Here is a 21,652-nt window from a genome sequence, read left to right on the forward strand (position 1 = left end):
TCAGCGGGGTTTTCGACAGTAGAGCCATGACGAACAAGAACATTTCAGTCCTCATCTCCGGCGCCAGCATCGCAGGCCCCGCCCTCGCCTACTGGCTGGCCCGCTCCGGTGCCACGGTCACCGTTGTGGAGAAGGCCCCTGTCCTCCGCACCGGCGGCCAGGCCATCGACTTCAAGGGCGAGACCCACCTGGAGCTCCTGCGCCGCATGGGCATCCTGGAGGAGGTCGAGCGCCGCCAGACCGGGAGCACCGACCAGACGGTCATCGACTCGTACGGCAGGCGGATCACGGTCATGCCGGGCTGGTTCACCGGTGGTGACCTGGAGATCCTCCGCGGCGACCTGGCGGAGATCCTCTACGAGCGCACTCGTGAGACGTGCCGGTACGTCTTCGGCGACTCGATCACCTCGCTGACCGAGACCGCCTCGGGCGTCCACGTGACGTTCGAAAAGGGCGCGCCCCGGACCTTCGACGTGGTCGTCGGTGCGGACGGCATCCACTCCAACGTGCGCCGCCTGGCCTTCGGCCCGGAGTCGAACTACTTCAAGTACACAGGCCACTACTACGCGCTGGTGGACATGGAGCGGGTCGTGGACGAGCCGGTGATGTACAACGAGCCGGGCAGGCTCGTCTCCATCGGCGGCCCCAAGTCACCCGCCTTCTTCTGCTTCGCCTCGCCTGAGCTGACCTACGACCGCTACTCGGTGGCGGAGCAGAAGCAGATCCTGACCGACGCCTACCGCGGTATGGGCTGGCGGACACCCGAGATCCTGACCAAGCTGGCCGGGGCGAAGGACGTCTACGTCGACGCCATCGCCCAGGTCGCGATCGAGCGCTTCTCGAAGGGCCGGATCGTGCTGGTCGGCGACGCCGCCGCGGCCAACACCCTCGGCGGCGTCGGCACCGGTCTGGCCCTGGTCGCCGCTTATGTGCTGGCGGGCGAGCTGAGCCAGGCCGACTACGGCACGGCCTTCGAGCGCTACGAGAAGACCATCCGCCCGTTCATCGAGGCCGCCGAGGGCAACAAGGCCGGCCCTTTCCTGGCACCGCGCACCCGCAAGGGCATCTGGCTGCGCAACCAGCTGTTCAAGCGACGCTTCCTGCTCAGCTCGATGGCCAAGATGGGGGAGAAGATGGCCGGCGGCCACTTCGAGCTGCCCGACTACACCTCCTTGAGCCGGCCGGCGTCCACTACGAAGCCGGCTCCCGTCGTCGCCCCCGAGCGCGGCTGAACGGTGACCCGCGCGAACGTCGCCTGTGCGGCAGGTCGGTCACCGCGCCGGCCGGCGACGAGCCGAGCGCGGTCAGCAACGCGAGGCGGCCACGTGCCGGCAACCGACTTACCCGGTCATGGTGTCAGCCGCTAGATCGGATCTAGCGGGGCGCTCTGGCGCCCTATCGAGGGGGACGATCCCCTGCACCGCACACGAGGAGGAGCCGCATGGGCCGGGTCACGTCGAAGGACGGTACGTCGATCGCGTACGAGCGGCAGGGAAGCGGGCGGGCCGTCATCCTGGTGGGCGGGGGTCTCGACGACGGCTCGGAGAACGCGCCCCTGGCCGCGGTGCTCGCGGAGGATTTCACGGTGTACAACTACGCGCGGCGCGGCAGGGGCGAGAGCGGCGACACCCCGCCGTACGCCGTGGAGCGTGAGATCGAGGACCTGCATGCGCTGATCGGACAGGCCGGTGGAGCGGCGCATGTGTACGGGGTCTCGTCGGGCGGCATGTTCGCGCTGGAAGCCGCGGCGGCGGGCCTGGCGATCGACAGGCTCGCGGTGTACGACGTGCCGTATGACACGTCCGAGGACGCGCCGCAGCGGTATCGGGGTTACCGCGAGCAGGTGGCGGCGGCCCTCGCGGCGGGGCGGCGCGGTGAGGCGGTCGAACTGTTCATGCGGCTGGCGGGATCGTCGGAGGAGGACGTCGCGGGGGCCAAGGGCTCACCGTACTGGCCGGGGCTGGAGGCGCTGGCGCACACGCTCGCCTACGACGCGGCCTGCTACGGGCCGCCCCCGACCGCCCGCCTCGCCACGATCACCCAGCCGACACTGGTGGCCACCGGCGAGGGGAACCCGTTGTACGACTCGGCCGCGGAGGCGCTCCTGGCCGGCATCCCCCAGGCCGAACGTCACGTTTTCCCCGGTCAGGGCCATGTGGCCGACCCGAAGGCGGTCGCGCCCGTCCTCGCTCGGTTCTTCGGACACTGACGCAAGGGAAGGATGGGACGCAGCCGCCTCAGTCCGCTGACCGGATCCGGCGAGGCCCACGACGATGACCGCACTGCGCGGCGGCCCCCCGTCCGGAATGACCTCCGGACGGGGGCCGCCGGACCCCTGTCCCTACTCCGGTGCCGGGGTGAGCGCGGACTCCCGGTGGAGGGCGCGTAGTGCCAGGAGGCCGGCGAGGGTCACGGGGACCAGGGCGACGTGGCACAGCGCGAGCGTGATGGTGCTGGCCTCGTCGAGGTCGGCGGGGATGGTCATGATCGGTATGGTCACGAGGGCGAGTGCCGGGGCCACGACCATCGCCACCAGAATGACCGGGCGCCAGATGCGCGACAGCAGCGCCGCCAGGGTCATCCCGACGAGCAGTGGCACGACGGTGAAGCCGCCGAGGGTGGTCGCGTCGACCTCCGCGGGCCGGCCCTGGGCGGTGAAACGGAAGTCACCGCCGAGGGCGCGCCCCACCGCGTAGATGGCGAGGTTGAGGACCAGCGCGACCATCACGGTGGCGGCGACGATGACCGCGGCCCGGCCGCGAGCGCGTGACGCGGGCGCGCCCGGGGCGGCACCTTGGGTCATGAGGGCTGCCCCGCGCGGCGCAGGTACGCCTCGATCCGGTCGAGCGCTCCCGACCAGACCTCCTTGACGAAGAAGTCGCGCACCTCGGGCGCCGGGAAGCCGCTCTGCACGACCGTGAGCAGGGTGCCGCCCTCGTGCTTGTCGAAGGTGACCTCGATGGTGGTGGTCATGGTCGTGCCGTCGGGAGAGCTGCCGGTGGACTCGGTGAGCAGGCGGTGCGGGCGGTCGATCTCCAGGAAGGTCTGCGTCTCGCGGAACAGGTGGTCGGGGTCCGGTCCCCAGACCGTGGTCTGCCGGCCTCCGACGCGCAGGTCGACCTCGATCTCGACGATGCCGGGCTCCTCGTCGAGGATGCTGAACCAGATCTTCTGCTTCTCGGCGTCGGTGTAGGCGTCGAAGACCTCCTCGGGGGTGGCGGGCAGTATGCGGGTCGTGCGTAGCTGGATGCTCTCGGTGTCGTTCGGCGTCATCTCTCGGCGTCCTTGTCGGTGTCCGTATCCGGGGCGTTCTTGAGGGTGAAGTAGGCGTCGAGGCCGTCGAGCCGGCGCGCCCACAGGCGCTGGTAGAAGGTGATCCACGACATGACGTCCTCCAGGCGCTCGGCTCCCAGCCGGCACTGCCGCGATCGGCCGACCTTTTCCGTCGTGACCAGGCCGGCGTTCTCGAGGATGTGCACGTGCTTCTTCATGCCGGTGAGCGACATGCCGAAAGGCTCGGCCAGCTCGCCGATCGTGGCGGGTCCCTGGCCGAGCCGGATGAGTATCTGCCGCCGGGTCCCGTCCGCGAGGGCGGCGAACGTGCGATCGAGGACCTCTTGCTGAACCATGTGGTTCACTTTAGGACACTGAACCGATCGGTGCAATGTTCGTCGCCGACGAGTACCGGGGCGGGTCTGGTGCGTGGCCGATGACGTACCGGCCGGGCTATGGCTCGATCAGTCCGACGCGGATGGCGTAGCGGGTGAGCTCCAACCGATCCTTGAGGCCGAGTTTCTGTAGCAGGTTGGCCCGGTGCCGCTCGACGGTCTTGACGCTGATGAACAGCAGCTCGGCGATCTGCTGCGAGGTGTGGCCCTCGGCGACGAGCTTGAGGATCTCCTCCTCCCGGCCGGTGATGGCCTTGGCCGGGAGGGCGCCGCCTTCCTTGGCGCGGTCGAGGTAGTTGCGGATGAGGGCGGTGACCGCGCCGGGGTACAGGAAGGGCTCGTCGCGCATGGCGGCCCGGCAGGCCTCGATCAGGTCGCGGTCGGCGACCGACTTGAGAACGTAGCCGCAGGCGCCGGCGCTGAGAGCCTCGAAGAAGTACTGCTCGTTGTCGTACATGGTCAGCATGAGAATGCGCAGGTCCGGCTGGATGCGGGAGAGCTCACGGGCGGCCTGCAGGCCGGTCAGGCGGGGCATGGCGATGTCGAGGATCGCCAGGTCCGGCCGGTGGGCGCGGGCCAGCTCGATGGCCTGCGCGCCGTCGCCGGCCTCGGCGACCACCGTCAGGTCGGGCTCGCTGTCGAGGATGAGCCGTACGCCGCGGCGGACCAGGGCGTGGTCGTCGGCCAGCAGGATGCGGATGGTCGTCACCTCGGACACGGTCAGCGCCTTCCGGTGTCGGTGGGCACGGTCAGGCGTACCTCGGTGCCGCCGTCGGGTCCGCGTTCGAGGGCCAGGCCGGCGCCGATGAGCAGGGCGCGTTCGCGCATGCCGCGGATGCCGGCCCCTTCGGCGGCCTGGCCGAGGCCGCGCCCGTCGTCGCGGACGCGCAGCTCCACCCCGCCCGGAGTGCGCCGGAGACTGAGATCGACGTGCCTGGCCCCGGCGTGCCGGGCCGCGTTGGTGACGGCTTCCTGCGCGACCCGGTAGACGACGAGCTCCCGATCGTGGCCCAGGGACGGCAGGTCGGCGGCCAGCCGGTGGCGTACGGACAGCTTCGGGGTGCGGAACTCCGAGGTGAGGGCTTTGAGCGCGCTGACGAGGCCGAGCTCATCGAGGACGCCGGGGCGCAGGCGGCGGGCGATCCGGCGGATCTCCTCCAGGCTGGTCCGAGTGGTCTCCTGGGTCTGGTGCAACTCGTCCCGAAGGGCGGGCGGCGCCTGGTCCGCGACGTGCTTCAGGTCGAGCAGGACGGCGGTCAGGGTCTGGCCGATCTCGTCGTGCAGCTCCTGGGCGATGCGGTGGCGTTCGGCCTCCTGTGCGGACAGGGCCCGCGCGGCGCTGGTGGCGCGCTCGCTCTCCAGGCGGTCGAGCATGGTGTTGAAGGTGGCGATCAGGTCGACGATCTCGCCACGCCCCTCGGCGGCGGGGCGTTGCCCGGGGCGCAGCAGGTCGATGGTGGCCATCGCCCGGGTGAGCCGCTGCAGGGGAGCCAGTGCCATGCGGAGCAGCGCGGCGTTGGCGATCAGCATGGCCGCCAGCCCGCCCACCAGGACTGCCGCCTCGGTCAGCAGCACGGGGGTGGAAACGGTGACCGGGCCCAGCAGCAGCGCGGTGGCCACGACCAGGACGACGGCGTTCAGCAGGAAGACCCGCCAGAACAACGACACCACACACCGCCTCCTTCTCGCTGCCTCGATCCCCGATGGCCCGGGAGCCAATGCCACCTTCCGGGTGCGAACGGGTCCGCGTCCATCCGTGTCAGCACCCATTCCTGCCCAGAATCTACAAGTCGTTCACCAGGGCAAATGGGGGTCGGTGCGGATGGCGGGAGCGTCGCGGGGCCGGAAGGCTGGGAGACGGCCCGGCTGCCGACGGCCGCAACCGGCGCGCCGGCGGGCCGGGCGTCCGGCCGTAGCCGGGCCCCACCGCTGACGTTCTGGAAGGTGGTGACCCGTGGGTCATGCCGACACCCTGCTCGCTATGGGCGGCGCGTTTCTCGCGGCCGCCTTCCTGGCCCGGCTCGGCCGCCGGATCGGGCTGCCGACCATCCCGCTGTTCATGCTCGCCGGCATCCTGCTCGGCCCGCACACCCCCGGCCTGGTCCTGGTCGACGACCCGCACCAGCTGGAGATGCTGTCCGCTCTCGGGCTGGTGCTCCTGCTGTTCTACCTGGGCCTGGAATTCCATCTGGACGATGTCAGAAACGGCGGCCGCCGGCTGGTCGCCGCCGGCGGCATCTATCTCGTGCTCAACATCGGCGCGGGCCTGGGGTTCGGGTTCGCCCTCGGGTGGGGCGTACGGGAGGCGCTGGTCCTGGCCGGGGTGCTGGGCATCTCCTCGTCCGCGATCGTCACCAAGATCCTTATTGACCTGGGCCGGATCGGCCGCCCCGAGACGCGACTGATCCTCGGGGTCATCGTGGTCGAGGACCTGTTCCTCGCGATGTACCTGGCGGTGCTCCAGCCTGTCATCGGCGGCGCCGAGAACCTGACCGACGCCGCCCTGCAGGCAGCCAAGGCGTTCGCCTTCCTGCTGCTGCTGGCCGCCGTCGCCCGCTACGGCACCCGCCTGGTCGGCCGCCTGATCGCGGTACGCGACAACGAGCTGCTGGTGATCAGCTTCCTGGGCGCCGCGGTCCTGGTCGCCGGTGTCTCGGAGGCGCTGGGCGTCGCGGACGCCATCGGCGCCTTCATGGTCGGCCTGATCTTCGCGGGCACCCCGTCCGCCCCCCGCATCCGCCGGCTGGTGCACCCGCTGCGGGACGCCTTCGCCGCTGTCTTCTTCTTCGCCTTCGGCCTGGCCATCGACCCCGCCGACCTCGCCTCCGTGGCCGCGCCGCTGGCCGTTGCCGTCGCGCTCACCCTTGTGATGAACGTGGCCGCCGGACTGATCGCCGCCCGCCTGTACGGGTACGGGCCGCGACCCGCCGCCGACATCGCCACCACGCTGCTGGCCCGCGGCGAGTTCGCCCTCATCCTGGCCGCCATGGCCGCCGGCGCGGGGCTCGACGGCCGGCTGGCCCCGTTCATCGCGGGCTACGTCCTCGTGCTGGCGGTCCTGGGCCCCGTCATGGCCGGGCGCTCAGATCGGCTCGCCGCCGCCCTGGTGGCCGTACGGAACCTGGTTCGCCGCGAACGGAGGGCGGTCCGGGACCCCGGCGAAGCCGACACCGCGACCCCCGAACCCACGAAGCCGAGCCGCTCGTGAACCACCTTCAGGCGCCCTCGCGGCAGACGGTGTTCCCGGGCGGGACGCGGAGGTCGGTGAAGTACCGGTTGGCGTACGCGATCGTGCACGGGTCACCCGTGTGGTAGAGCCCGTGCCCATGGCCCTCGAAGCGGATCGTGCCCGATCCCGGCACCCGGAGGGCGAGGTCGGCGGTGTCCGCGTAGTCGGTCCACGTTCCCGCGCCGACGAACGGCGGCAGTTGGTCCACGGGGAGGGGAGCGGTGGGAGTGCGTACCGGTTCCGGCCAGCCCACGCAGCCCAGCGGGTGCCACAGCTCGTTACCGGACAGGTGCGGTGCGATCCGGTCGCCCAGGGCTCGCAGGCGGCGGTACTCCGCGTAGTCGCGATAGCCGATTCCGTCGAGGCAATGGGTCATGTTCATCCCGACGATCGAGGGTGGCTTCGGGCTGCCCAGCGTTCCCGCCTTGACGTAGTCGGAGAAGCCGGTGGCGTCCCCCTTTTCGGCCCGTCTGATCGCCTGGGCCAGTTCCTTCCACCGGGCGTTGTCGTCACCGGGCGCGACGAGGTGGGGCATGGCGGCCACGGTGAGGTCGAAGCCGCTGTAGGCGACCCCCTTCTCGGCCGGTACGGGGGAGCGGTCGGCTGCGGAGCGGAGTTCGTTCCACACCGTCCCGACGTCGCGTCCATGCAACGCGCAGGCGGAGTCGTTCGCGCACCACTCGGAGAAACGGGTGAACTGCGCTTCCATGAGGGCGTATCGCGCTCGATCGTCCTCGCTCCTGTCCCGGAGCGTGTTGACGGCCCCGTCCAGGTACATCGCTCGTATCCGGCTGGGGAAGAGCCTGGCATAGGCGAGCCCGGGAACGCCGCCGTAGGAGGTGGCCATGAAGGTGAACTGCCGCTCGCCCATCGCCGAACGGATCGCGTCGATGTCGCGCGCGAACGAGGCGGAGTCGAGGTGACCGAACAGCTCGGGGTCGGCGGCGCGACAGCGCTCGGCGGCCGCCCGGTTCGAGCGGGCCAGGGCGGCCCACTCGCGTTCGTCGTCCGGCGGGGTGATCCACGGGCCGGTGCCGAGACAGTCCTGGTCGAGGATGCCCAGCTCGATGCCGTTGCGCGGCAGGAGGCTGACGACGTCGAAGCGGTCCCGGATCTGGGCGAAGCTGCCCGCGTGCCGCTCCAGGTCCTGCACCCCGGACCCGCCTGGGCCGCCGGGGATGGAGAACAGCACGCCGATGCGGTGGCGCCTGCCGGTGTGGGGCAGCATCGCGAGGGGGAGCGTGATCGTGCGGCCCCGCGGTTCGGCCCAGTCGACGGGGACGCGGATCTGGCTGCACAACATGTTGTCGCAGGGCTTCCACGTCAATGTGGAGTCGGGAGTGGCGGCGGCGGACACGGGCGCGGCGGCCACCAGGAGGATGGTCGCGGCCGAACCGGCGAGCAGCGGCCGGAGGCGGTGTCCGCGCAGCGCGATGGCGGCCGCCGCGGCGGCCAGGGCGGCCACGGTGTAGGCGGCCAGCAGTGCGCCCGCGGCGATCGGGCCGAGCAGGCCGTCGGCGGCCATCTGGCCGGGTAGCGCCCCGATGAGGTGCGCGCCGATCTGGTAGCCGAGCGGGCGCGGCAGGGTCTGCGCGGCGACGGGCAGGATCAGCAGCACGACCATCAGCGCGACCAGCGTGCCCGCCGTGGAACGGATCGCCGTGCCGAGTCCCAGCCCCATGAGCGCGACCAGCGGCATCGAGGCGCCGGTGATCAGCAGCCCCGCCAGGACGCCCGGCTCGGACAGGGAGGCGCCGAGCGTCTCCCCGTCCAGCAGCACCGTGTCCGCTCTGGTGCCGAGGACCGCCATGGTGGCGGCGTACATGCCGAAGACCAGCACCTGCCCCGCGACCAGGCTCACGGCCACCAGGACCGGGATCTTCGCGAGGAGGAAGGTACGGCGGGCCGGGACGGCCGTCAGGCTCGTGTTGATGTGGCCCGTGCCGTATTCGGTGGTGATGGAGAGCGCTCCGAGCGCGCCCATCACGAGGTGGGCGAAGGGCAGGCCGGTGCCCAGCCCGTCGCCCAGGCTGTCGAAACGCCGCAGGTCCGCGCCCTGCTGGGCGTCGAAACCGCGCGTGACCAGGAAGGCCACGCCCGCGCTGAGGCCCACCGCGATCAGCGCGGAGATCAGCAGGTAGAGGTTGGAGCGGAGCGTTCTGAACTTCAGCCACTCCGCCGCGATCGCGTCCTTCATCGTGCCACGTACTCCCTGCTGTCGTCGGTCAGCTCCATGAACGCCTCCTCCAGGGAGGCCTCGCGCGGGGTGAGCTCGTACAGCGCGATGCCGTGGGCCAAGGCCAGTTCGCCGATGCGCCTGGCTTCGAGCCCGGTCACCGCCAGCCCGTCCTCCGCCCGGACCACGCCCCCGTTGGCCTGCAGGACCATCGCCAGCGCCGCCGGGTCGGCGGCGTGGACGAGCACGTCGCGCCGATACCGCTCGGCGAGGTCCGCCATGGCCGTGTCGGCGATCAACCGACCGCGCCCCACCACCACGACGTGGTCGGCGGTCACGGCCATCTCGGCCATCAGGTGGCTGGAGACGAGCACCGCCCGACCCTCCGCGGCCAGCGCGCGCATCAGCTCGCGGATCCACCGCACGCCCTCCGGGTCCAGTCCGTTGACCGGTTCGTCGAACATCAGCGCCTCCGGGTCGCCCAGCAGCGCTACCGCGATCCCGAGCCGCTGCTTCATGCCCAGCGAGAACCTCGCGATCCGCCTGTGTGCCACGGACGTCAGCCCCACCCGGTCGATCACCTCCTCCACTCGGGCCAGGCCGATGCCGTTGCTGCGCGCCACGCACGCCACGTGCGCCCGTGCGGTGCGGCCCCCGTGTACGGCTCCGGCGTCCAGCAGCGCCCCGAGCGTCAGCAGTGGGCGTCTGAGCGAGGCGTAGGGCCGCCCGGCGACCAGGGCGGTGCCGGCGTGCGGGGCTTCCAGGCCGAGGACGGCCCGCATCGTGGTGGACTTCCCGGCGCCGTTGGGTCCGAGGAAACCGGTCACCTGGCCCGCTTTCGCGACGAAGGTGAGCTCGTCCACCGCGGTGGCGTCGCCGTACCTGACGGTGAGGTCGTTGACTTCGATCACGGGTCCAGCCTCGCCGCGTGCGCTCGCGTCCTCCATCCGCCCAGGCCCAGCACGTGAGGGGGGATTTTCCACCGTCGAAGGTAGGGCTGGGCCTACCGTGCCGCGGGTGATCAGAGGCCAGACTGGTGGGGTGGGCAGAGTCAAGAGGGGGTTGATCGCGGCGGCCGGGGTGCCGCTGAACGCTGTCATGGCTGTGGCCCTGGTCCTCGCCTGGGCGCCGCGCATCCGCGCGGGCATCGTCTCGTTGCAGCGAGCGTGGGCGGGAGCGGCGCTGGGCCGGGCCATCCCCGCGCGTGAGAACGGCCCGCGGGTGCTGGCCTGGCTGGCGATCAACGCCGTCGTCGGCCCGGCCTTCCTGATGGCGATGACCGCCGTGGTGAACACCGTGGGCATCATCGTCCACCTGCGGCCCGCCGTGAACGGCCCGAGCGTGACCTTCACGCTCAGCCTGGCGCTGCTCCTCCTTTCGGCACTCGGCCTGGTCGTCGCCGCGCTCATGGGACTGGCCGAGGCCCGGCTCGCCGAACTGCTCCTCGGCAGTGGTGACTCGCTGGCCCAGCGGGTGCGGGAGCTGACCGCCTCCAGGGCCGCCGCCGTCGACGCGCGGGCGGCCGAACTGCGCCGGATCGAGCGCGACCTGCACGACGGCGCCCAGGCCAGGCTGATCGCGGTACGGCTGAACCTCGGCCTGGCCAGGAGCGCCGACGACCCTGAGCAGGCCCGCGAGCTGATCGAGGAGGCATGGGAGTCGGCCGGACAGGCCCTCACCGACCTGCGCGATCTGGTGCGCGGCATCCACCCGCCCGTGCTCGCCGACCGCGGCCTGGCGGGCGCGATCGAAGCGGCCGCCCTGCTCTGCCCCATCCCGGTCGCCACGGACCTCGTCCTGGCCGGCCGCCCCGAGCCGCCGGTCGAGTCCGCGCTCTACTTCGCCGCCGTCGAGGCCATGACCAACGTCACCAAGCACAGCCAGGCCACCCGTGCATGGGTACGGCTGCGCCACACCGGCGACGGCCTCCGCCTGGTCGTCGGCGACGACGGGCACGGCGGGGCGGATCCGGCGGCGGGCACCGGCCTGCGCGGGATCGCGGAACGCCTGTCCGCCTTCGACGGCACGCTGACCGTGCGGAGCCCGCCGGGCGGTCCGACCATCCTCACCATGGAGCTGCCGTGCGCGTTGTGATCGCCGAGGATCTCACCCTGCTTCGCGATGGCCTGATCCGGCTGCTGTCGGCGCACGGCTTCGAGGTTGTCGAGGCGGTGGACAACGGGCCCATGCTCCTGGCGGCTCTGGTGGAGCAGGCCCCCGACGTGGCCGTCATCGACGTACGGCTCCCGCCCACCTTCACCGATGAGGGCCTGCGCACCGCCCTGGAGGCCCGGCGCCGCCGGCCGGGGCTCCCGGTGCTGATCCTGTCGCAGTACGTCGAGCAGCTCTATGCCCGCGAGCTCCTGTCGGACCGGTCGGGCGGCATCGGATACCTCCTGAAGGACCGCATCGGCGATGTGGCGGAGTTCGTCGAGTCGGTGCGCCGGGTCGCCGGCGGCGGCACCGCCATGGACGCGGAGGTGATCTCCCAGCTCCTGACCCGCCGGTCGAGGGACGAACCCCTGGCGGAGCTGACCACCAGGGAGCGCGAGGTCCTCGCCCTGATGGCGGAGGGCCTGTCCAACCTGGCGATAGCGGCCCGCTTCGGGGTCACGGACAAGGCGATCGGCAAGCACACCAACAACATCTTCGCCAAGCTCGGCCTCCCGCCCTCCGACGACCACAACCGCCGCGTCATGGCCGTCCTCGCCTACCTCCAGGCGGGCCCCGCCTCTCCGGATCCGTCCTAGACGAACTGGCTCTTGTAGAAGACGCTGGCCTGGCGCACACCGCCGGTGTTGGAGTGGAACCCGAAGGCCAGCCGGGGACCGCTGGAGTGCGTCCAGATGGCCATGCCCTGCGGCTCGCGGCCGGGCAGCGAGTTGCCGGCCGTGGTCTCCCACCTGTCGACCACGGTCGTCTGCCCGGTGTCGTTGAGGTCGATGACCGTGATGTACGACGGGCCGTTGGCCCTGCCCTCCAGCAGGTACGCGTAGCGCCCGTAGGCGGTGAAACCCTGGAACGGATTGCTGGTGCCCCAGGACCCGCGGGACGGCAGGGCCCGCTCGGCCAGGCGGTGCTCGGCGTTGAGCCGCCCCGCGCGGGCGTCGCTCAGGTTGAACGCGACGATGCGCGGCTGGTCCGTGCCTGTCTTGTAGCGCACCAGCAACCGGCCGGTCGTGGGGTCGATCGCGGGCTGCGGGTTGATCATGGCGTCGCCGATGGAGGGCGTGCGGTCCTGGACGGCCGCACTGGTCTTCTCCAGCACGGCTCCGTCCTGGAACGCGAACCGCCCGATTCTGGTGCCGAACCCGCTGGAGCTCGACATCCACTCCGTCCACAGATAGACCGACCCGTTGTACGGCTCGGCCGCGATCGACACCCCGTGCCCGAAGTTGTGCAGCGCCATGGAGCCCAGCTGCCTGCCCGACGTGTCGGTCTTGGTGATCCACAGGTCGCCGACGTGGTCGGGGTCGGAGTTCTGGGAGTTCACCTGAGCGAAGTAGATGTGCTGATGCGCGTTGTCGTACGCGAAGGACTGCATCACCCAGTTGGCGTGCAGCGACGCCTTCCAGACCGGGTTGCCTCCCGCGCCGCTGAGGTCGAAACGGTCGGAGGTCGGCACGTCCGCCTCCGCCGGCCCGGCGCCGAGGAGCGGGCCGGCGGATCCAAGAGCGGCCGCGGCCACGATGCCCGCGCCGCTCCTGAACAGCCCGCGCCTGCCGAGGGCGTGACGACGCGTGCCTTGAGGGATGTCGCTCATGGAGTGTCTCCCGTGGTGTCGAAGGAACGTGAGGGTTCCGGCTGTACGTGCGTCAGCCGCGCGCCCAGGAGGTCGGCCGTGGCGCGGAGGTCGGCCAGGCGGTGCCCGGTGCCGAGGGCCCAGTGATGTGAGATGCCGCTGGCGCTCCAGGCGTCGGTCCACTCGCCGGGGTCGCAGCCGAAGTCCACCCGTGAGGTGGTGTTGCCGATCTGCAGCAGCGGGCCGTCGGCGACCGCGCCCTCCGAGACGACGAACCCGAACCCGCCGTCCCGGTCCTGCCGCAGTCCGAACGCGGTCACCGGGCCCGGCTTCACGTCGAACTCGACGGACACGCCCCAGCCGCGCTTGCCGTGGTAGACGCCCAGGCCGCGCAGCAGCGGCCGGCGGGCGCTGATGGCCAGGTGGGCCGGGCCGTCATGGCCCATCTCGACGTGGCCGCGCCGGAAGTCCAGCGCCTGCAACTCGGTGAACGAGCCGCCCGCGCCGAGGCGGTCCATGATGAGCATGGCCAGGCTGGTGCGCAGTTCGTACTCGCCGGCGGCCGGGACGCCGCGGGCGGTGAGCAGTGACGCGCCGAGGATCATGCCCGCGCCCAGCCGCTCGTGGATCTCGCCGTCCAGCCCACGGTGATAGTAGGCGAGGCTGTCGAGCTCGAAGTCCTCGACCAGGCGGTCCAGGCCGACCGACACGCGGGCCGCCCACACCAGGTCGTCGTCGTTGACGGAGCCGTCGAGCTCGAACACGCCCCTGGCGAGCTCGATCCGCGCCGCGGTCTCGTCGTCGGTGACCTTCTCCACGCGCACCCGCAGGTCGTCGAACTCCAGCACCTCGACATGCCCGCCGAAGTTGGCCGACACCAGGGTGAGGTCCGTGGCCACGTCCAGCATGCCAGGGTAGAGATGGCCCATCAGGCCGTGCCGCCCATGGCGGAGCGCGGCGCGCACGCCCGCCGACCGCACCCACCGGCCGATCCTGTCCCACGCCCGCTCGTCCTCCAGGTAGCCGGAGACCGAGCGGAACGGGATGCCGAGGCGGGTGAACGTGTTGGCCATCTCGGGCAGCGGGCAGGCCCCGCAGTAGGCCAGCCACTGGCCGGTGTCGAAGGTGGCGTGATCCATCGACTCGGTCGGCTGCAGGTTGATCAGCAGGACGGGCGCGCCGGCGCGCTGCGCGATCGGCGCCAGCATGCTGGCGGTCATGTACGTGGTGAGGAAGCCGACGATGAGGTCGCAGCCGGCGACCCGCAGTTTCTCGGCCGCGGCCGCGCCCTCCTGGGCATCGGAGATGAAACCGACGTCGACGATCTCCGCGTCCAGATCCCGCATCCGCTCCGAGACGCGTGCGGCCGAGCGCTGGAGCTGGGGGAGGAGGTCGGGGAACTGCGGCCAGTACGCCCCGAGCCCTCCGGCGACCAGTCCTACCCTGGTGCGGCGCGGTGTGATGCGGGTCAATGAGCTCATGCGGGTCTCCCTTCGGTCAGCGGACTTCGACTTCGATGATGCGGGTGTAGTCGTTGGCGCCGTTCGAGGCCAGGGCGACGATGCGGACCGCGTCGGCGCTCACGGGCTCGAAGTCCGAGCGGGCGCTGCCCGCGGTGTTGCCGCGCACTTGCGCGACGGTCCGCCACTGGCCGTCCACCTGGGCCTGAACGTCCCAGTCACGCAGCCCGTACGTCGAGGCGGGATAGCGCTCGGTGTCGAGCGTGTAGAGGTCCACCCGCGAGATCTGCCTGGCACCGCCCAGCGCGATGGCCACGGTGTCCGGCCAGGCCCTGCTGGTGGCGTCGTTCCAGCCGTTGCCGCCGGCCCAGCCGTTGGACGAGCGGTCGCCGTCGGCGACGCTGCAGGGCGGGTAGTTGGCGTTGAGATGCTGGGAGGAGGCGGTGACGGGACGCTGGAGCGCGAGGTTGCCGCCGTTGTCGAGCCGGTCCACGGGCACGACCTCGACCGGCACGGACAACGTCTGCGCCGGGGCGCGCAGGCGCAGGCCGTACTCGCCTTCCTTGGTGTCCGGCGGCACCGCGACCAGCAGTTTCGCGCGGACCTCGGCGCCGGGCGGCAGGTAGCTGGACAACATCGAGCGGGAGGCGCTGAGCGGCTGGTCGATCTCCACCGACATGGTGGCGAACCGGGCCTTCTTCGCGTCGCTGCGCATGCCGATCAGGAGCTTGGCGGGGCACGCGGGGTCCACGCCGAGGGGGGCGATGAGACGGTCGGCGCTCGCGATCGGGGTGAGGGCGCCGGTCCCCTTCGAGGCGCCCGGCTGGACCTTGACCGACGCTGCCGGCGGCGATACGGGGGTGGGGTCCCAGGCGGCGGCGGTGAGCGTGACGGTGACGCCGACGGCCAGCGCGGTGGTGAGGTGACGCATGATCGTTCCTTCCTAGACCGCGTGGAGTCCGGGGTCGCCGTCGAGGGTGAGGAGGCTGGCCCTGGTGGACACCGGGGCGCCCGGGCGGTCCACGTAGGGGACGACCTTGAAGTCGGCTCGCCACTGGCTGCGGGTGACCTCGCAGGAGACATAGCCGCGCTGATAGCTGGAGAACCTCAGGTGCGGGTTGGCCGGATCGCTGCCGCCGGGCGGTAGGCCGGTGTTCGGGTTGCCGTTGCCGCCGCTGCTGATGGACGTGCCGACGAACTCCACGCCGACCGTGGGCGAGGCGGGGTCGTCGAAGTTCGTCTTGAGCTCGCCCGCGAGGTTGTAGTGGATGTCGCCGGTCAGCACCACGGGGTTGCTCACCCGGCGCTCGACCATGCCGTTGATCAGGCGGTCCTTGGCGGCCTTGTAACCGTCCCAGAGGTCCATGCTGAGCTGCTGGGCGGGGCCCGGGTCGTAGTCGAGCTGGATCATGGCGATCTGCTGGGCGAGCACGTTCCACCTGGCGCGGGAGGCGCCCAGGCCGTCGAGCAGCCACTTCTCCTGCGGGGCGCCGAGCATCTGACGGGCGGGGTCGAGGCGCTCGGCGCAGTCCACCTGCTGCCCGTCGCCGCAGACCTGGTCGTCGCGGTACTGGCGGGTGTCGAGCACGTTGAACTCGGCCAGGTCGCCGAAGGTGAACCTGCGGTAGATCCGGGCGTCCGGGCCCTGCACCGCGGGCACCCTGATGGGCATGTTCTCCCAGTAGGCACGGAAGGCGTTGGCCCGGATCACCAGGTAGTCCTGCTCGGTCACCTCGCCGCCGGGGCCGTACGGGCCCGCCCAGTTGTCCAGCACCTCGTGGTCGTCCCAGGTGACGATCCACGGTGCCCGCTGGTGCGCGGCCTGCAGGTCGGGGTCGCTCTTGTAGAGGCCGTACTGGACGCGGTAGCGGTCGAGGGTGTCGCACTGCACCCGGAACTGCTCGGGCACGGGTGTCTTCCGGTTTCCGCCCGTCGGCACGATGCCGTACTCGTAGATGTAGTCCCCGAGGTGTAAGACCACGTCGGGCTCCTCCTCGGCGAGGTGGCGGTAGGCGGTGTAGTAGCCGTCCTGCCACGACGCGCACGAGGCGAAGGCGAGTCGCAACGTGTCGGGCCTGCTGCGGGGGGAGGGGGCGGTCTTGGTACGGCCGACCGGGCTGATCTCGCCGCCGGCGCGGAAGCGGTAGAAGTACTCGCGGCCCGCCTCCAGGCCCTTGGCGTCGATGTGGACGGAATGGCCGTACTCGGGGTTGGCCCACACGGAGCCGTGCCCGGCGCGCCGCGTGAACGCCTCGTCCTTCGCGATCTCCCAGTCGACCCTGATCTTGTTGTACGGCAGCCCGCCGAGCGGCTGGAGCGGATCGACCGCCAGCCGGGTCCAGAGGATCACCCGGTCGGGCAGCGGATCGCCGGAGGCGACGCCGAGCCGGAACGGGTAGTCGCCCTTCACGCCGGCGTGCGCGGTCCACGGGTCGGCCAGGTTGGTGGTGAACGCGAGGGCGAGTGCGGAGCCGCCGAGCGCGAAGAGGGAACGTCGCGTGGGGGGGTGCATGCTGCGTCCTAAAGTGGGGGGCGAAAGCCCTCACTTTGTAGCAAGCAGGAAGAGTCTTAACAAGATACAAGTTACAACTAACACCGATTTGCGTTACATCTGCGCCACCTGAACGTGAGCGTGGTGGTCGCGGAGCCGCTGGAGCAGCTCGGCGGGGGCGTTGGCGTCGACCACGATGACGTCGAAGTCGTCGAGCGGCGCCACCCGGTGCAGCGCCACCCGGGCCAGCTTGGACCCGTCCACGGCCAGGATGCGCCGGGCGCCCGCCTCCAGCATGGCCCGCTTCACCAGCACGATCTCCTGCTCCTGGTGGAAGGCGTACATCTCGGAGATGGCCGAGGTGGAGACCACGACCACGTCCGTGCTCACCGCCTCGACCGCGTCCACACAGCCGAGGCCGAGAAAAGAATCATGAGTGGCGTGATATTCACCGCCGAGCGCGATGAGCCTGATCTCGGGGTGGCCGGCCAGCAGCCTGATCGCCTCCAGGAAGTTCGTCACCACGGTCAGCGGCGCCAGGTCGCCGAGCTGGCGGGCCACGGCCAGCGCCGTCGTCGAGTCGTCGAGCATGACCGAGCTGCCCGGCTCGATGAGCTTCGTCACCGCGCGCGCGATCGCGTCCTTCTCCGCCGAGTGGGCCTTGAGCCGGTAGGCGATGTTGCTCTCCCACACGTTGCTGGCCTGGGCCGTGGCGCCGCCGCGGACCTTGCGCACCATGCCCTGGCGTTCCAGCTCGTCGAGGTCGCGATGGACGGTCATCACGCTCACGCCGAAGCTCTCGGCGAGTTCGGTCACGGAGGCGGAGCCCTGACGCACGATCTGCTCCGCCATGCCCTGCCGTCGCGCTGACCTGCCGGAGATGTGCGGCCGCGAATTCACCTGAGTCTCCACCCTGCTCGGACGGCTGCGGATATTACTCTTGACACTCATCTTGGGCGACTCGTACCCTCCCCCCATCCATCAGTTTTAACAAGTGGAAATGATAAGTTAACAACCATTGCATGGAGGTGGGGCCGTGGGTTCCCCCCGAGCGTACGGCCTGCGCTGCGATCACCGCACGACACCTTTCGGTGTGGACGGGGCGCCGCTGCTGGCATGGCGCCTCGCCGGCGAGGATCCGGTGGGATGCGTCGTCGAGGTGGACGGCGTGTGGTCGAGCGGCCGCATCGAGGACGCCGCCGCGATCCACGTCAGATACGCGGGACCACCGCTGCGCGCCCGCACCAGGTACGCGTGGCGGGTCACGCTCTGGGCCGCGGACGGCACGTCGAGCACGGCCCGCTCCTGGTTCGAGACCGGCACCGATCGGTGGACGGCCGCCTGGATCGCCGCCGACCCCGACGCGGTCGAATACGTCGACCCGCCCACCGAGGGCGACCTGGCGCTGAGCGACCATGGCCTGCTGCCCTGCCCCCAGCTTCGCCGGGCCTTCCAGGTCCGCCCGGCGGTGGCCGCGGCCCGGCTGTACATCAGCGCGAAGGGACTCTACGAGGCCGGCCTCAACGGGCGGCGGGTGGGCGACGCCCAGCTCGCGCCCGGCTGGACCGACTACCGGCAGCGCATCCCGTACCAGACGTACGACGTGACGGACCTCATCGCCGAGGAGGAGAACGTCCTGGCCGTCACGCTCGCGGACGGCTGGTGGAGCGGGTTCGTCGGATTCGACCCGCGCAGGCCCGGCTCCCACTACGGCCGTTTCCCCGAGCTTATCGCCGAGCTGCACCTGGACTACGCGGACGGATCGACGCAGGTCGTGGTCACCGACGGCGCCTGGCGCACCGCGCGTGGCCATCTGGCCTACGCCGACCTGCTCAAAGGGGAGTGCCACGACGAGCGCGCGGCCACCCCGGGTTGGCAGCTGCCGGGCTTCGACGACTCCTCATGGCGGCCGGTCGTCGTGACCGGCCATGACCACGCGCCGCTGGTCCCCTCGCCGGACGAGCCGGTCAGGGCGCTCCGCGAGCTGGCCCCCGTCGCGGTGACGCGCACCGGCCCCCGGACCCATCTGGTGGACTTCGGCCAGAACCTGGCGGGGCGGGTACGCCTGGCCGTCGAGGAGCCGGCGCCGGGGACGCGCGTGACCATCCGGCACGCCGAGACGCTCGACGCGGAGGGCGGGCTCGACGTCGCCAACCTGCGCACGGCCGACGCCACCGACGTGCTCATCAGCGCCGGGCAGACCGTCGTGTTCGAGCCCGCCTTCACCTATCACGGGTTCCGGTACGCCGAGATCACCGGTGTCGAGGACCTCGGCGACGTCCACGCCGTGGTCCTGCACAGCGACACGCCCGCGGCGGGCACGTTCGTGTGCTCGGACCCGGAGATCGACCAGCTCCAGCGCAACATCGAATGGGGGCAGCGGGGCAACTTCGTCAGCGTCCCGACCGACTGCCCGCAGCGTGACGAGCGCCTCGGCTGGCTGGCCGACGCCCAGGTGTTCCTGCCGACGGCGTGCTTCAACGCCGACGTGGCCGCGTTCTTCGTCAAGTGGCTGCGCGACGTGCGCGACGCGCAGCGCCCGGAGGGCGGATTTCCCAACGTCGCGCCCCGGATCAGCGGCGTGGCCGACGAGGGCGCTCCCGGCTGGGCGGATGCCGGCGTACTGATCCCCTGGCACCTCTACCGCGTCTACGGCGACGAACGCTTCCTCGACGTCGACTCCATGGCCGGATGGGTGGAGTTCGTGCGAAGGCACAATCCGGACCTCATCTGGCGTGCCAAGACCGGCCCGCACTTCGCCGACTGGCTGGCACCCGGCGCGGCGACCCCGCGCGATCTGCTGGCCACGGCCTTCTTCCACCGCAGCGCCGACCTGACCGCCAGGGCCGCCGTGGTGACCGGCCGCACCGCCGACGCGGAGCGCCTGCGCGCGCTCGCCGACGATATCCGCACAGCGTTCATTAAAACGTTCGTATCGGCGCCGGGCAGACTGGCGGGAGACACCCAGACCGGCTACCTGCTCGCTCTCGCCTTCGGCCTGCTGCCCGGCGAATGGGAGGAGCCCGCCGTCCGCCGCCTGGCCGAACTGGTCGAGGAGCACGGCCCGCAGACCGGGTTTCTCGGGGTGAACCTGCTCTGCCCCGTCCTGTCCGCCCACGGCCGGGCCGACCTGGCGCACGCGCTGCTCCGCCGTACCGACCCGCCGTCCTGGCTCTACCAGGTGCGGCAGGGCGCCACCACCATCTGGGAGCGCTGGGACGGAGCGGGCGCGCCCTCCATGAACTCCTTCAACCACTACGCCTTCGGCTCCATAGGCGAATGGCTGTACGGCGGCGTGGCCGGCATCGCGCAGGCACCGGACTCGGTGGCCTTCCGCGAGCTGGTGATCCGTCCGCAGCCGGGCGACCTGGCCTGGGCGCGGGCCACCTACGAGTCGGCACGCGGCCACGTCGCCGTGTCGTGGGAGCGAGCCGAAGGCGACTTCCGGCTCTCCGTCACCATTCCACCCGGCGCGACCGCCACCGTCCACCTGCCCGACGGACAGACCCATCAGGTGCTCTCGGGCGATCACACCTTCCGCACGACCGAGGAGACATAGCATGCCCGACCTGCTGCACAACGCCAGGGTGAGCCGCGGCCAGTTCCTGCGCATGATGGGCGGCCTGGCCGCGGCCGGGTTCGTCACCGCCTGTTCGACCCGGCCCGAGACCACCGCCTCGACCGGCGGCGGCCAGTCCACGACCGAGCTGAAGTTCATCGGCGTGGCCGACCAGAAGGCGCCGATGGACGAGCTGGTGGCCGCCTACCAGAAGGTCAGGCCGACGGTACGGCTCACGACCTCCTACGCCCCCACCGACCAGGTGCAGACCTCCATCCGCACCCAGCTCGGCGCCGGAAACGCCCCCGACCTGCACGTGGTCTTCCCGGGAAGCGGCAGCGCGATGTCGATGTCCGAGATCGCCGGGGCCGGGCTGCTGGCGGACCTATCCGGCCAGGCGTGGACGCGGACGATCCCCGAGGGCTTCAAGCCCGCCTTCCAGGCCGGAGGCAAGACGTACATGTACTCGGCGGGCTCGTCGGTCATCGGCGCGGTCTACAACAAGAAGGCCTTCGAGAAGGCGGGCATCGAGGCGCCGCCGACCACGTGGAGCGAGTTTCTCGCGGTCTGCGACAAGCTCAAGAAGGCGGGGCTGGTGCCGATCGCGCTGGGCGCCCAGACGCCGTGGGTCACCCAGCTCATCACGTACGCGCTGGTGCCCTCGACCGTCTACGCCAAGGACCCCACCTTCGACGACAAGCAGCTCGCCGGGCAGGCGAGCTTCGCCGACTCCGGCTGGCGCCAGGCCATGGAGATGTACCTGGAGCTGCAGAAGCGCGGCTTCTTCAACGACAAGCCCAACGGCACCACCTTCGAGCAGCAGACGTCGATGGTGGCCACCGGAAAGGCCGGCATGGCCATCCAGGTGTCGGCCGTTCTGCCGGACTTCCGCAAGGCCGCCTCCTCGCCGGACGACCTGTCGATGTTCCCCGTGCCCGGCGCCGACGACGCCGCCTCCGTGTGGATCCCCGCTGGCGTCGTGGTCGGCCTCGGCGCCGGCGCCAAGGGCAAGAACGTCGAGGAGGCCAAGGCGTTCGTCGACTTCCTCGGCAAGCAGGAGAACATCAACGCCTGGGCCAAGGCCATCGCCGCCATCCCGCTCACCCAGGACGCATCCTCCACCATCGACGCCGCCGTCCAGTCGTTCCTGCCGTTCACCAAGGACCGGGCGGTGCCGTTCATGGACCAGCGCTGGCCCAACGCCGAGGTCCAGCCGGTGCACTTCGCGGTGATCCAGGAGCTGCTCGCGGGCGATGCCACGATCGACGACGCGCTGAAGAAGATGGACGAGGCCTACAAGAAGTGACCGTCCTGACTGCTTTCCGGA

General features: G+C 71.0%; 19 protein-coding genes. 7 read left to right on the forward strand and 12 right to left on the reverse strand.

The annotated features are described in order from the left end of the window. The first annotated feature begins 26 nt into the window (after window positions 1-26). Both BLS95_RS22825 and BLS95_RS22830 read left to right on the forward strand, forming a co-directional pair. Window positions 27-1,232: an FAD-dependent monooxygenase gene (locus BLS95_RS22825; RefSeq protein ID WP_090934529.1), complete on the forward strand. Its 1,206-nt coding sequence runs from the start codon at window positions 27-29 to the stop codon at window positions 1,230-1,232. A 209-nt stretch (window positions 1,233-1,441) separates the two neighbouring features. Then, entirely contained in the window at window positions 1,442-2,209 is a 768-nt protein-coding gene (locus tag BLS95_RS22830) for an alpha/beta fold hydrolase (RefSeq protein ID WP_090934532.1), read from the forward strand. Window positions 2,210-2,341: 132 nt separating this feature from the next. Here the strand turns inward: BLS95_RS22830 and BLS95_RS59090 are convergent, their stop codons facing one another. From BLS95_RS59090 to BLS95_RS22855, 5 genes are all read right to left on the reverse strand, one after another. Beyond that, on the reverse strand, window positions 2,342-2,803 hold the full coding sequence (locus tag BLS95_RS59090; protein WP_090934536.1) for a DUF6069 family protein: 462 nt from the start codon (window positions 2,801-2,803) through the stop codon (window positions 2,342-2,344). Further along, on the reverse strand, window positions 2,800-3,273 hold the full coding sequence (locus BLS95_RS22840) for an SRPBCC family protein (protein ID WP_090934540.1): 474 nt from the start codon (window positions 3,271-3,273) through the stop codon (window positions 2,800-2,802). The genes BLS95_RS59090 and BLS95_RS22840 overlap by 4 nt, the downstream gene beginning before the upstream one ends. Continuing rightward, on the reverse strand, window positions 3,270-3,629 hold the full coding sequence (locus tag BLS95_RS22845; RefSeq protein ID WP_090934543.1) for an ArsR/SmtB family transcription factor: 360 nt from the start codon (window positions 3,627-3,629) through the stop codon (window positions 3,270-3,272). The genes BLS95_RS22840 and BLS95_RS22845 overlap by 4 nt, the downstream gene beginning before the upstream one ends. A 97-nt stretch (window positions 3,630-3,726) precedes the next feature. Beyond that, window positions 3,727-4,386 carry a response regulator gene (locus BLS95_RS22850; RefSeq protein ID WP_090934546.1) on the reverse strand — a complete coding sequence of 220 codons (660 nt, stop codon included), beginning with the start codon at window positions 4,384-4,386 and terminating at the stop codon, window positions 3,727-3,729. A 2-nt stretch (window positions 4,387-4,388) separates the two neighbouring features. Beyond that, complete coding sequence (locus BLS95_RS22855) at window positions 4,389-5,339, reverse strand: HAMP domain-containing sensor histidine kinase (RefSeq protein WP_245765214.1); 951 nt, start codon at window positions 5,337-5,339, stop codon at window positions 4,389-4,391. A 283-nt stretch (window positions 5,340-5,622) separates the two neighbouring features. Here BLS95_RS22855 and BLS95_RS22860 point away from each other — a divergent pair, with 283 nt between their 5' ends. Then, window positions 5,623-6,876: a cation:proton antiporter gene (locus BLS95_RS22860; protein WP_090934549.1), complete on the forward strand. Its 1,254-nt coding sequence runs from the start codon at window positions 5,623-5,625 to the stop codon at window positions 6,874-6,876. A 7-nt stretch (window positions 6,877-6,883) separates the two neighbouring features. Here the strand turns inward: BLS95_RS22860 and BLS95_RS22865 are convergent, their stop codons facing one another. Both BLS95_RS22865 and BLS95_RS22870 read right to left on the reverse strand, forming a co-directional pair. Further along, window positions 6,884-9,094, reverse strand: coding sequence for an alpha/beta fold hydrolase (locus BLS95_RS22865; RefSeq protein WP_090934552.1), 2,211 nt, complete (start codon window positions 9,092-9,094; stop codon window positions 6,884-6,886). Continuing rightward, on the reverse strand, window positions 9,091-9,984 hold the full coding sequence (locus BLS95_RS22870; RefSeq protein WP_090935019.1) for an ABC transporter ATP-binding protein: 894 nt from the start codon (window positions 9,982-9,984) through the stop codon (window positions 9,091-9,093). Before BLS95_RS22870 ends, BLS95_RS22865 begins: the two co-directional genes overlap by 4 nt. Before the next feature lie 130 nt (window positions 9,985-10,114). On the opposite strand from BLS95_RS22870, the gene BLS95_RS22875 reads away from it, so the two are divergent. Both BLS95_RS22875 and BLS95_RS22880 read left to right on the forward strand, forming a co-directional pair. Continuing rightward, on the forward strand, window positions 10,115-11,167 hold the full coding sequence (locus BLS95_RS22875) for a sensor histidine kinase (protein ID WP_245765215.1): 1,053 nt from the start codon (window positions 10,115-10,117) through the stop codon (window positions 11,165-11,167). After that, complete coding sequence (locus BLS95_RS22880) at window positions 11,155-11,823, forward strand: response regulator transcription factor (protein ID WP_090934554.1); 669 nt, start codon at window positions 11,155-11,157, stop codon at window positions 11,821-11,823. Before BLS95_RS22875 ends, BLS95_RS22880 begins: the two co-directional genes overlap by 13 nt. Here the strand turns inward: BLS95_RS22880 and BLS95_RS22885 are convergent. The 5 genes from BLS95_RS22885 to BLS95_RS22905 form a co-directional block, all read right to left on the reverse strand. Next, entirely contained in the window at window positions 11,820-12,836 is a 1,017-nt protein-coding gene (locus tag BLS95_RS22885) for a phage baseplate protein (RefSeq protein ID WP_218135936.1), read from the reverse strand. The two genes, BLS95_RS22880 and BLS95_RS22885, sit on opposite strands and share 4 nt — an antisense overlap. Beyond that, entirely contained in the window at window positions 12,833-14,296 is a 1,464-nt protein-coding gene (locus BLS95_RS22890) for an L-fucose/L-arabinose isomerase family protein (RefSeq protein WP_090934557.1), read from the reverse strand. The genes BLS95_RS22885 and BLS95_RS22890 overlap by 4 nt, the downstream gene beginning before the upstream one ends. Window positions 14,297-14,312: 16 nt before the next feature. Then, window positions 14,313-15,206 (reverse strand): discoidin domain-containing protein, encoded by an 894-nt coding sequence (locus BLS95_RS22895; protein ID WP_090934559.1) that lies wholly within the window; start codon window positions 15,204-15,206, stop codon window positions 14,313-14,315. A gap of 12 nt (window positions 15,207-15,218) precedes the next feature. After that, complete coding sequence (locus BLS95_RS22900) at window positions 15,219-16,787, reverse strand: alkaline phosphatase D family protein (RefSeq protein WP_090934562.1); 1,569 nt, start codon at window positions 16,785-16,787, stop codon at window positions 15,219-15,221. A 93-nt stretch (window positions 16,788-16,880) separates the two neighbouring features. Beyond that, window positions 16,881-17,666 carry a DeoR/GlpR family DNA-binding transcription regulator gene (locus tag BLS95_RS22905; RefSeq protein ID WP_090934565.1) on the reverse strand — a complete coding sequence of 262 codons (786 nt, stop codon included), beginning with the start codon at window positions 17,664-17,666 and terminating at the stop codon, window positions 16,881-16,883. Window positions 17,667-17,802: 136 nt separating this feature from the next. On the opposite strand from BLS95_RS22905, the gene BLS95_RS22910 reads away from it, so the two are divergent. Both BLS95_RS22910 and BLS95_RS22915 read left to right on the forward strand, forming a co-directional pair. Then, window positions 17,803-20,325, forward strand: coding sequence for an alpha-L-rhamnosidase (locus BLS95_RS22910; RefSeq protein ID WP_090934568.1), 2,523 nt, complete (start codon window positions 17,803-17,805; stop codon window positions 20,323-20,325). Window position 20,326: 1 nt separating this feature from the next. After that, the gene (locus BLS95_RS22915; RefSeq protein WP_090934572.1) at window positions 20,327-21,631 is read left to right on the forward strand and encodes an extracellular solute-binding protein; all 1,305 of its coding nucleotides are present in this window, start codon (window positions 20,327-20,329) and stop codon (window positions 21,629-21,631) included. Window positions 21,632-21,652: the final 21 nt, after the last annotated feature.

The sequence above is a fragment of the Nonomuraea jiangxiensis genome, from assembly GCF_900099965.1.
GTDB classification, from domain to species: domain Bacteria; phylum Actinomycetota; class Actinomycetes; order Streptosporangiales; family Streptosporangiaceae; genus Nonomuraea; species Nonomuraea jiangxiensis.

What these genes read in the sequence shown, in the direction of transcription:
- BLS95_RS22825 (WP_090934529.1), top strand. Translation starts at nt 27, where the DNA reads ATGACGAACAAGAACATTTCAGTCCTCATCTCCGGCGCCAGCATCGCA.
- BLS95_RS22830 (WP_090934532.1), top strand. Translation starts at nt 1,442, where the DNA reads ATGGGCCGGGTCACGTCGAAGGACGGTACGTCGATCGCGTACGAGCGG.
- BLS95_RS59090 (WP_090934536.1), bottom strand. Translation starts at nt 2,803, where the DNA reads ATGACCCAAGGTGCCGCCCCGGGCGCGCCCGCGTCACGCGCTCGCGGC.
- BLS95_RS22840 (WP_090934540.1), bottom strand. Translation starts at nt 3,273, where the DNA reads ATGACGCCGAACGACACCGAGAGCATCCAGCTACGCACGACCCGCATA.
- BLS95_RS22845 (WP_090934543.1), bottom strand. Translation starts at nt 3,629, where the DNA reads ATGGTTCAGCAAGAGGTCCTCGATCGCACGTTCGCCGCCCTCGCGGAC.
- BLS95_RS22865 (WP_090934552.1), bottom strand. Translation starts at nt 9,094, where the DNA reads ATGAAGGACGCGATCGCGGCGGAGTGGCTGAAGTTCAGAACGCTCCGC.
- BLS95_RS22885 (WP_218135936.1), bottom strand. Translation starts at nt 12,836, where the DNA reads ATGAGCGACATCCCTCAAGGCACGCGTCGTCACGCCCTCGGCAGGCGC.
- BLS95_RS22890 (WP_090934557.1), bottom strand. Translation starts at nt 14,296, where the DNA reads ATGAGCTCATTGACCCGCATCACACCGCGCCGCACCAGGGTAGGACTG.
- BLS95_RS22895 (WP_090934559.1), bottom strand. Translation starts at nt 15,206, where the DNA reads ATGCGTCACCTCACCACCGCGCTGGCCGTCGGCGTCACCGTCACGCTC.
- BLS95_RS22900 (WP_090934562.1), bottom strand. Translation starts at nt 16,787, where the DNA reads ATGCACCCCCCCACGCGACGTTCCCTCTTCGCGCTCGGCGGCTCCGCA.
- BLS95_RS22915 (WP_090934572.1), top strand. Translation starts at nt 20,327, where the DNA reads ATGCCCGACCTGCTGCACAACGCCAGGGTGAGCCGCGGCCAGTTCCTG.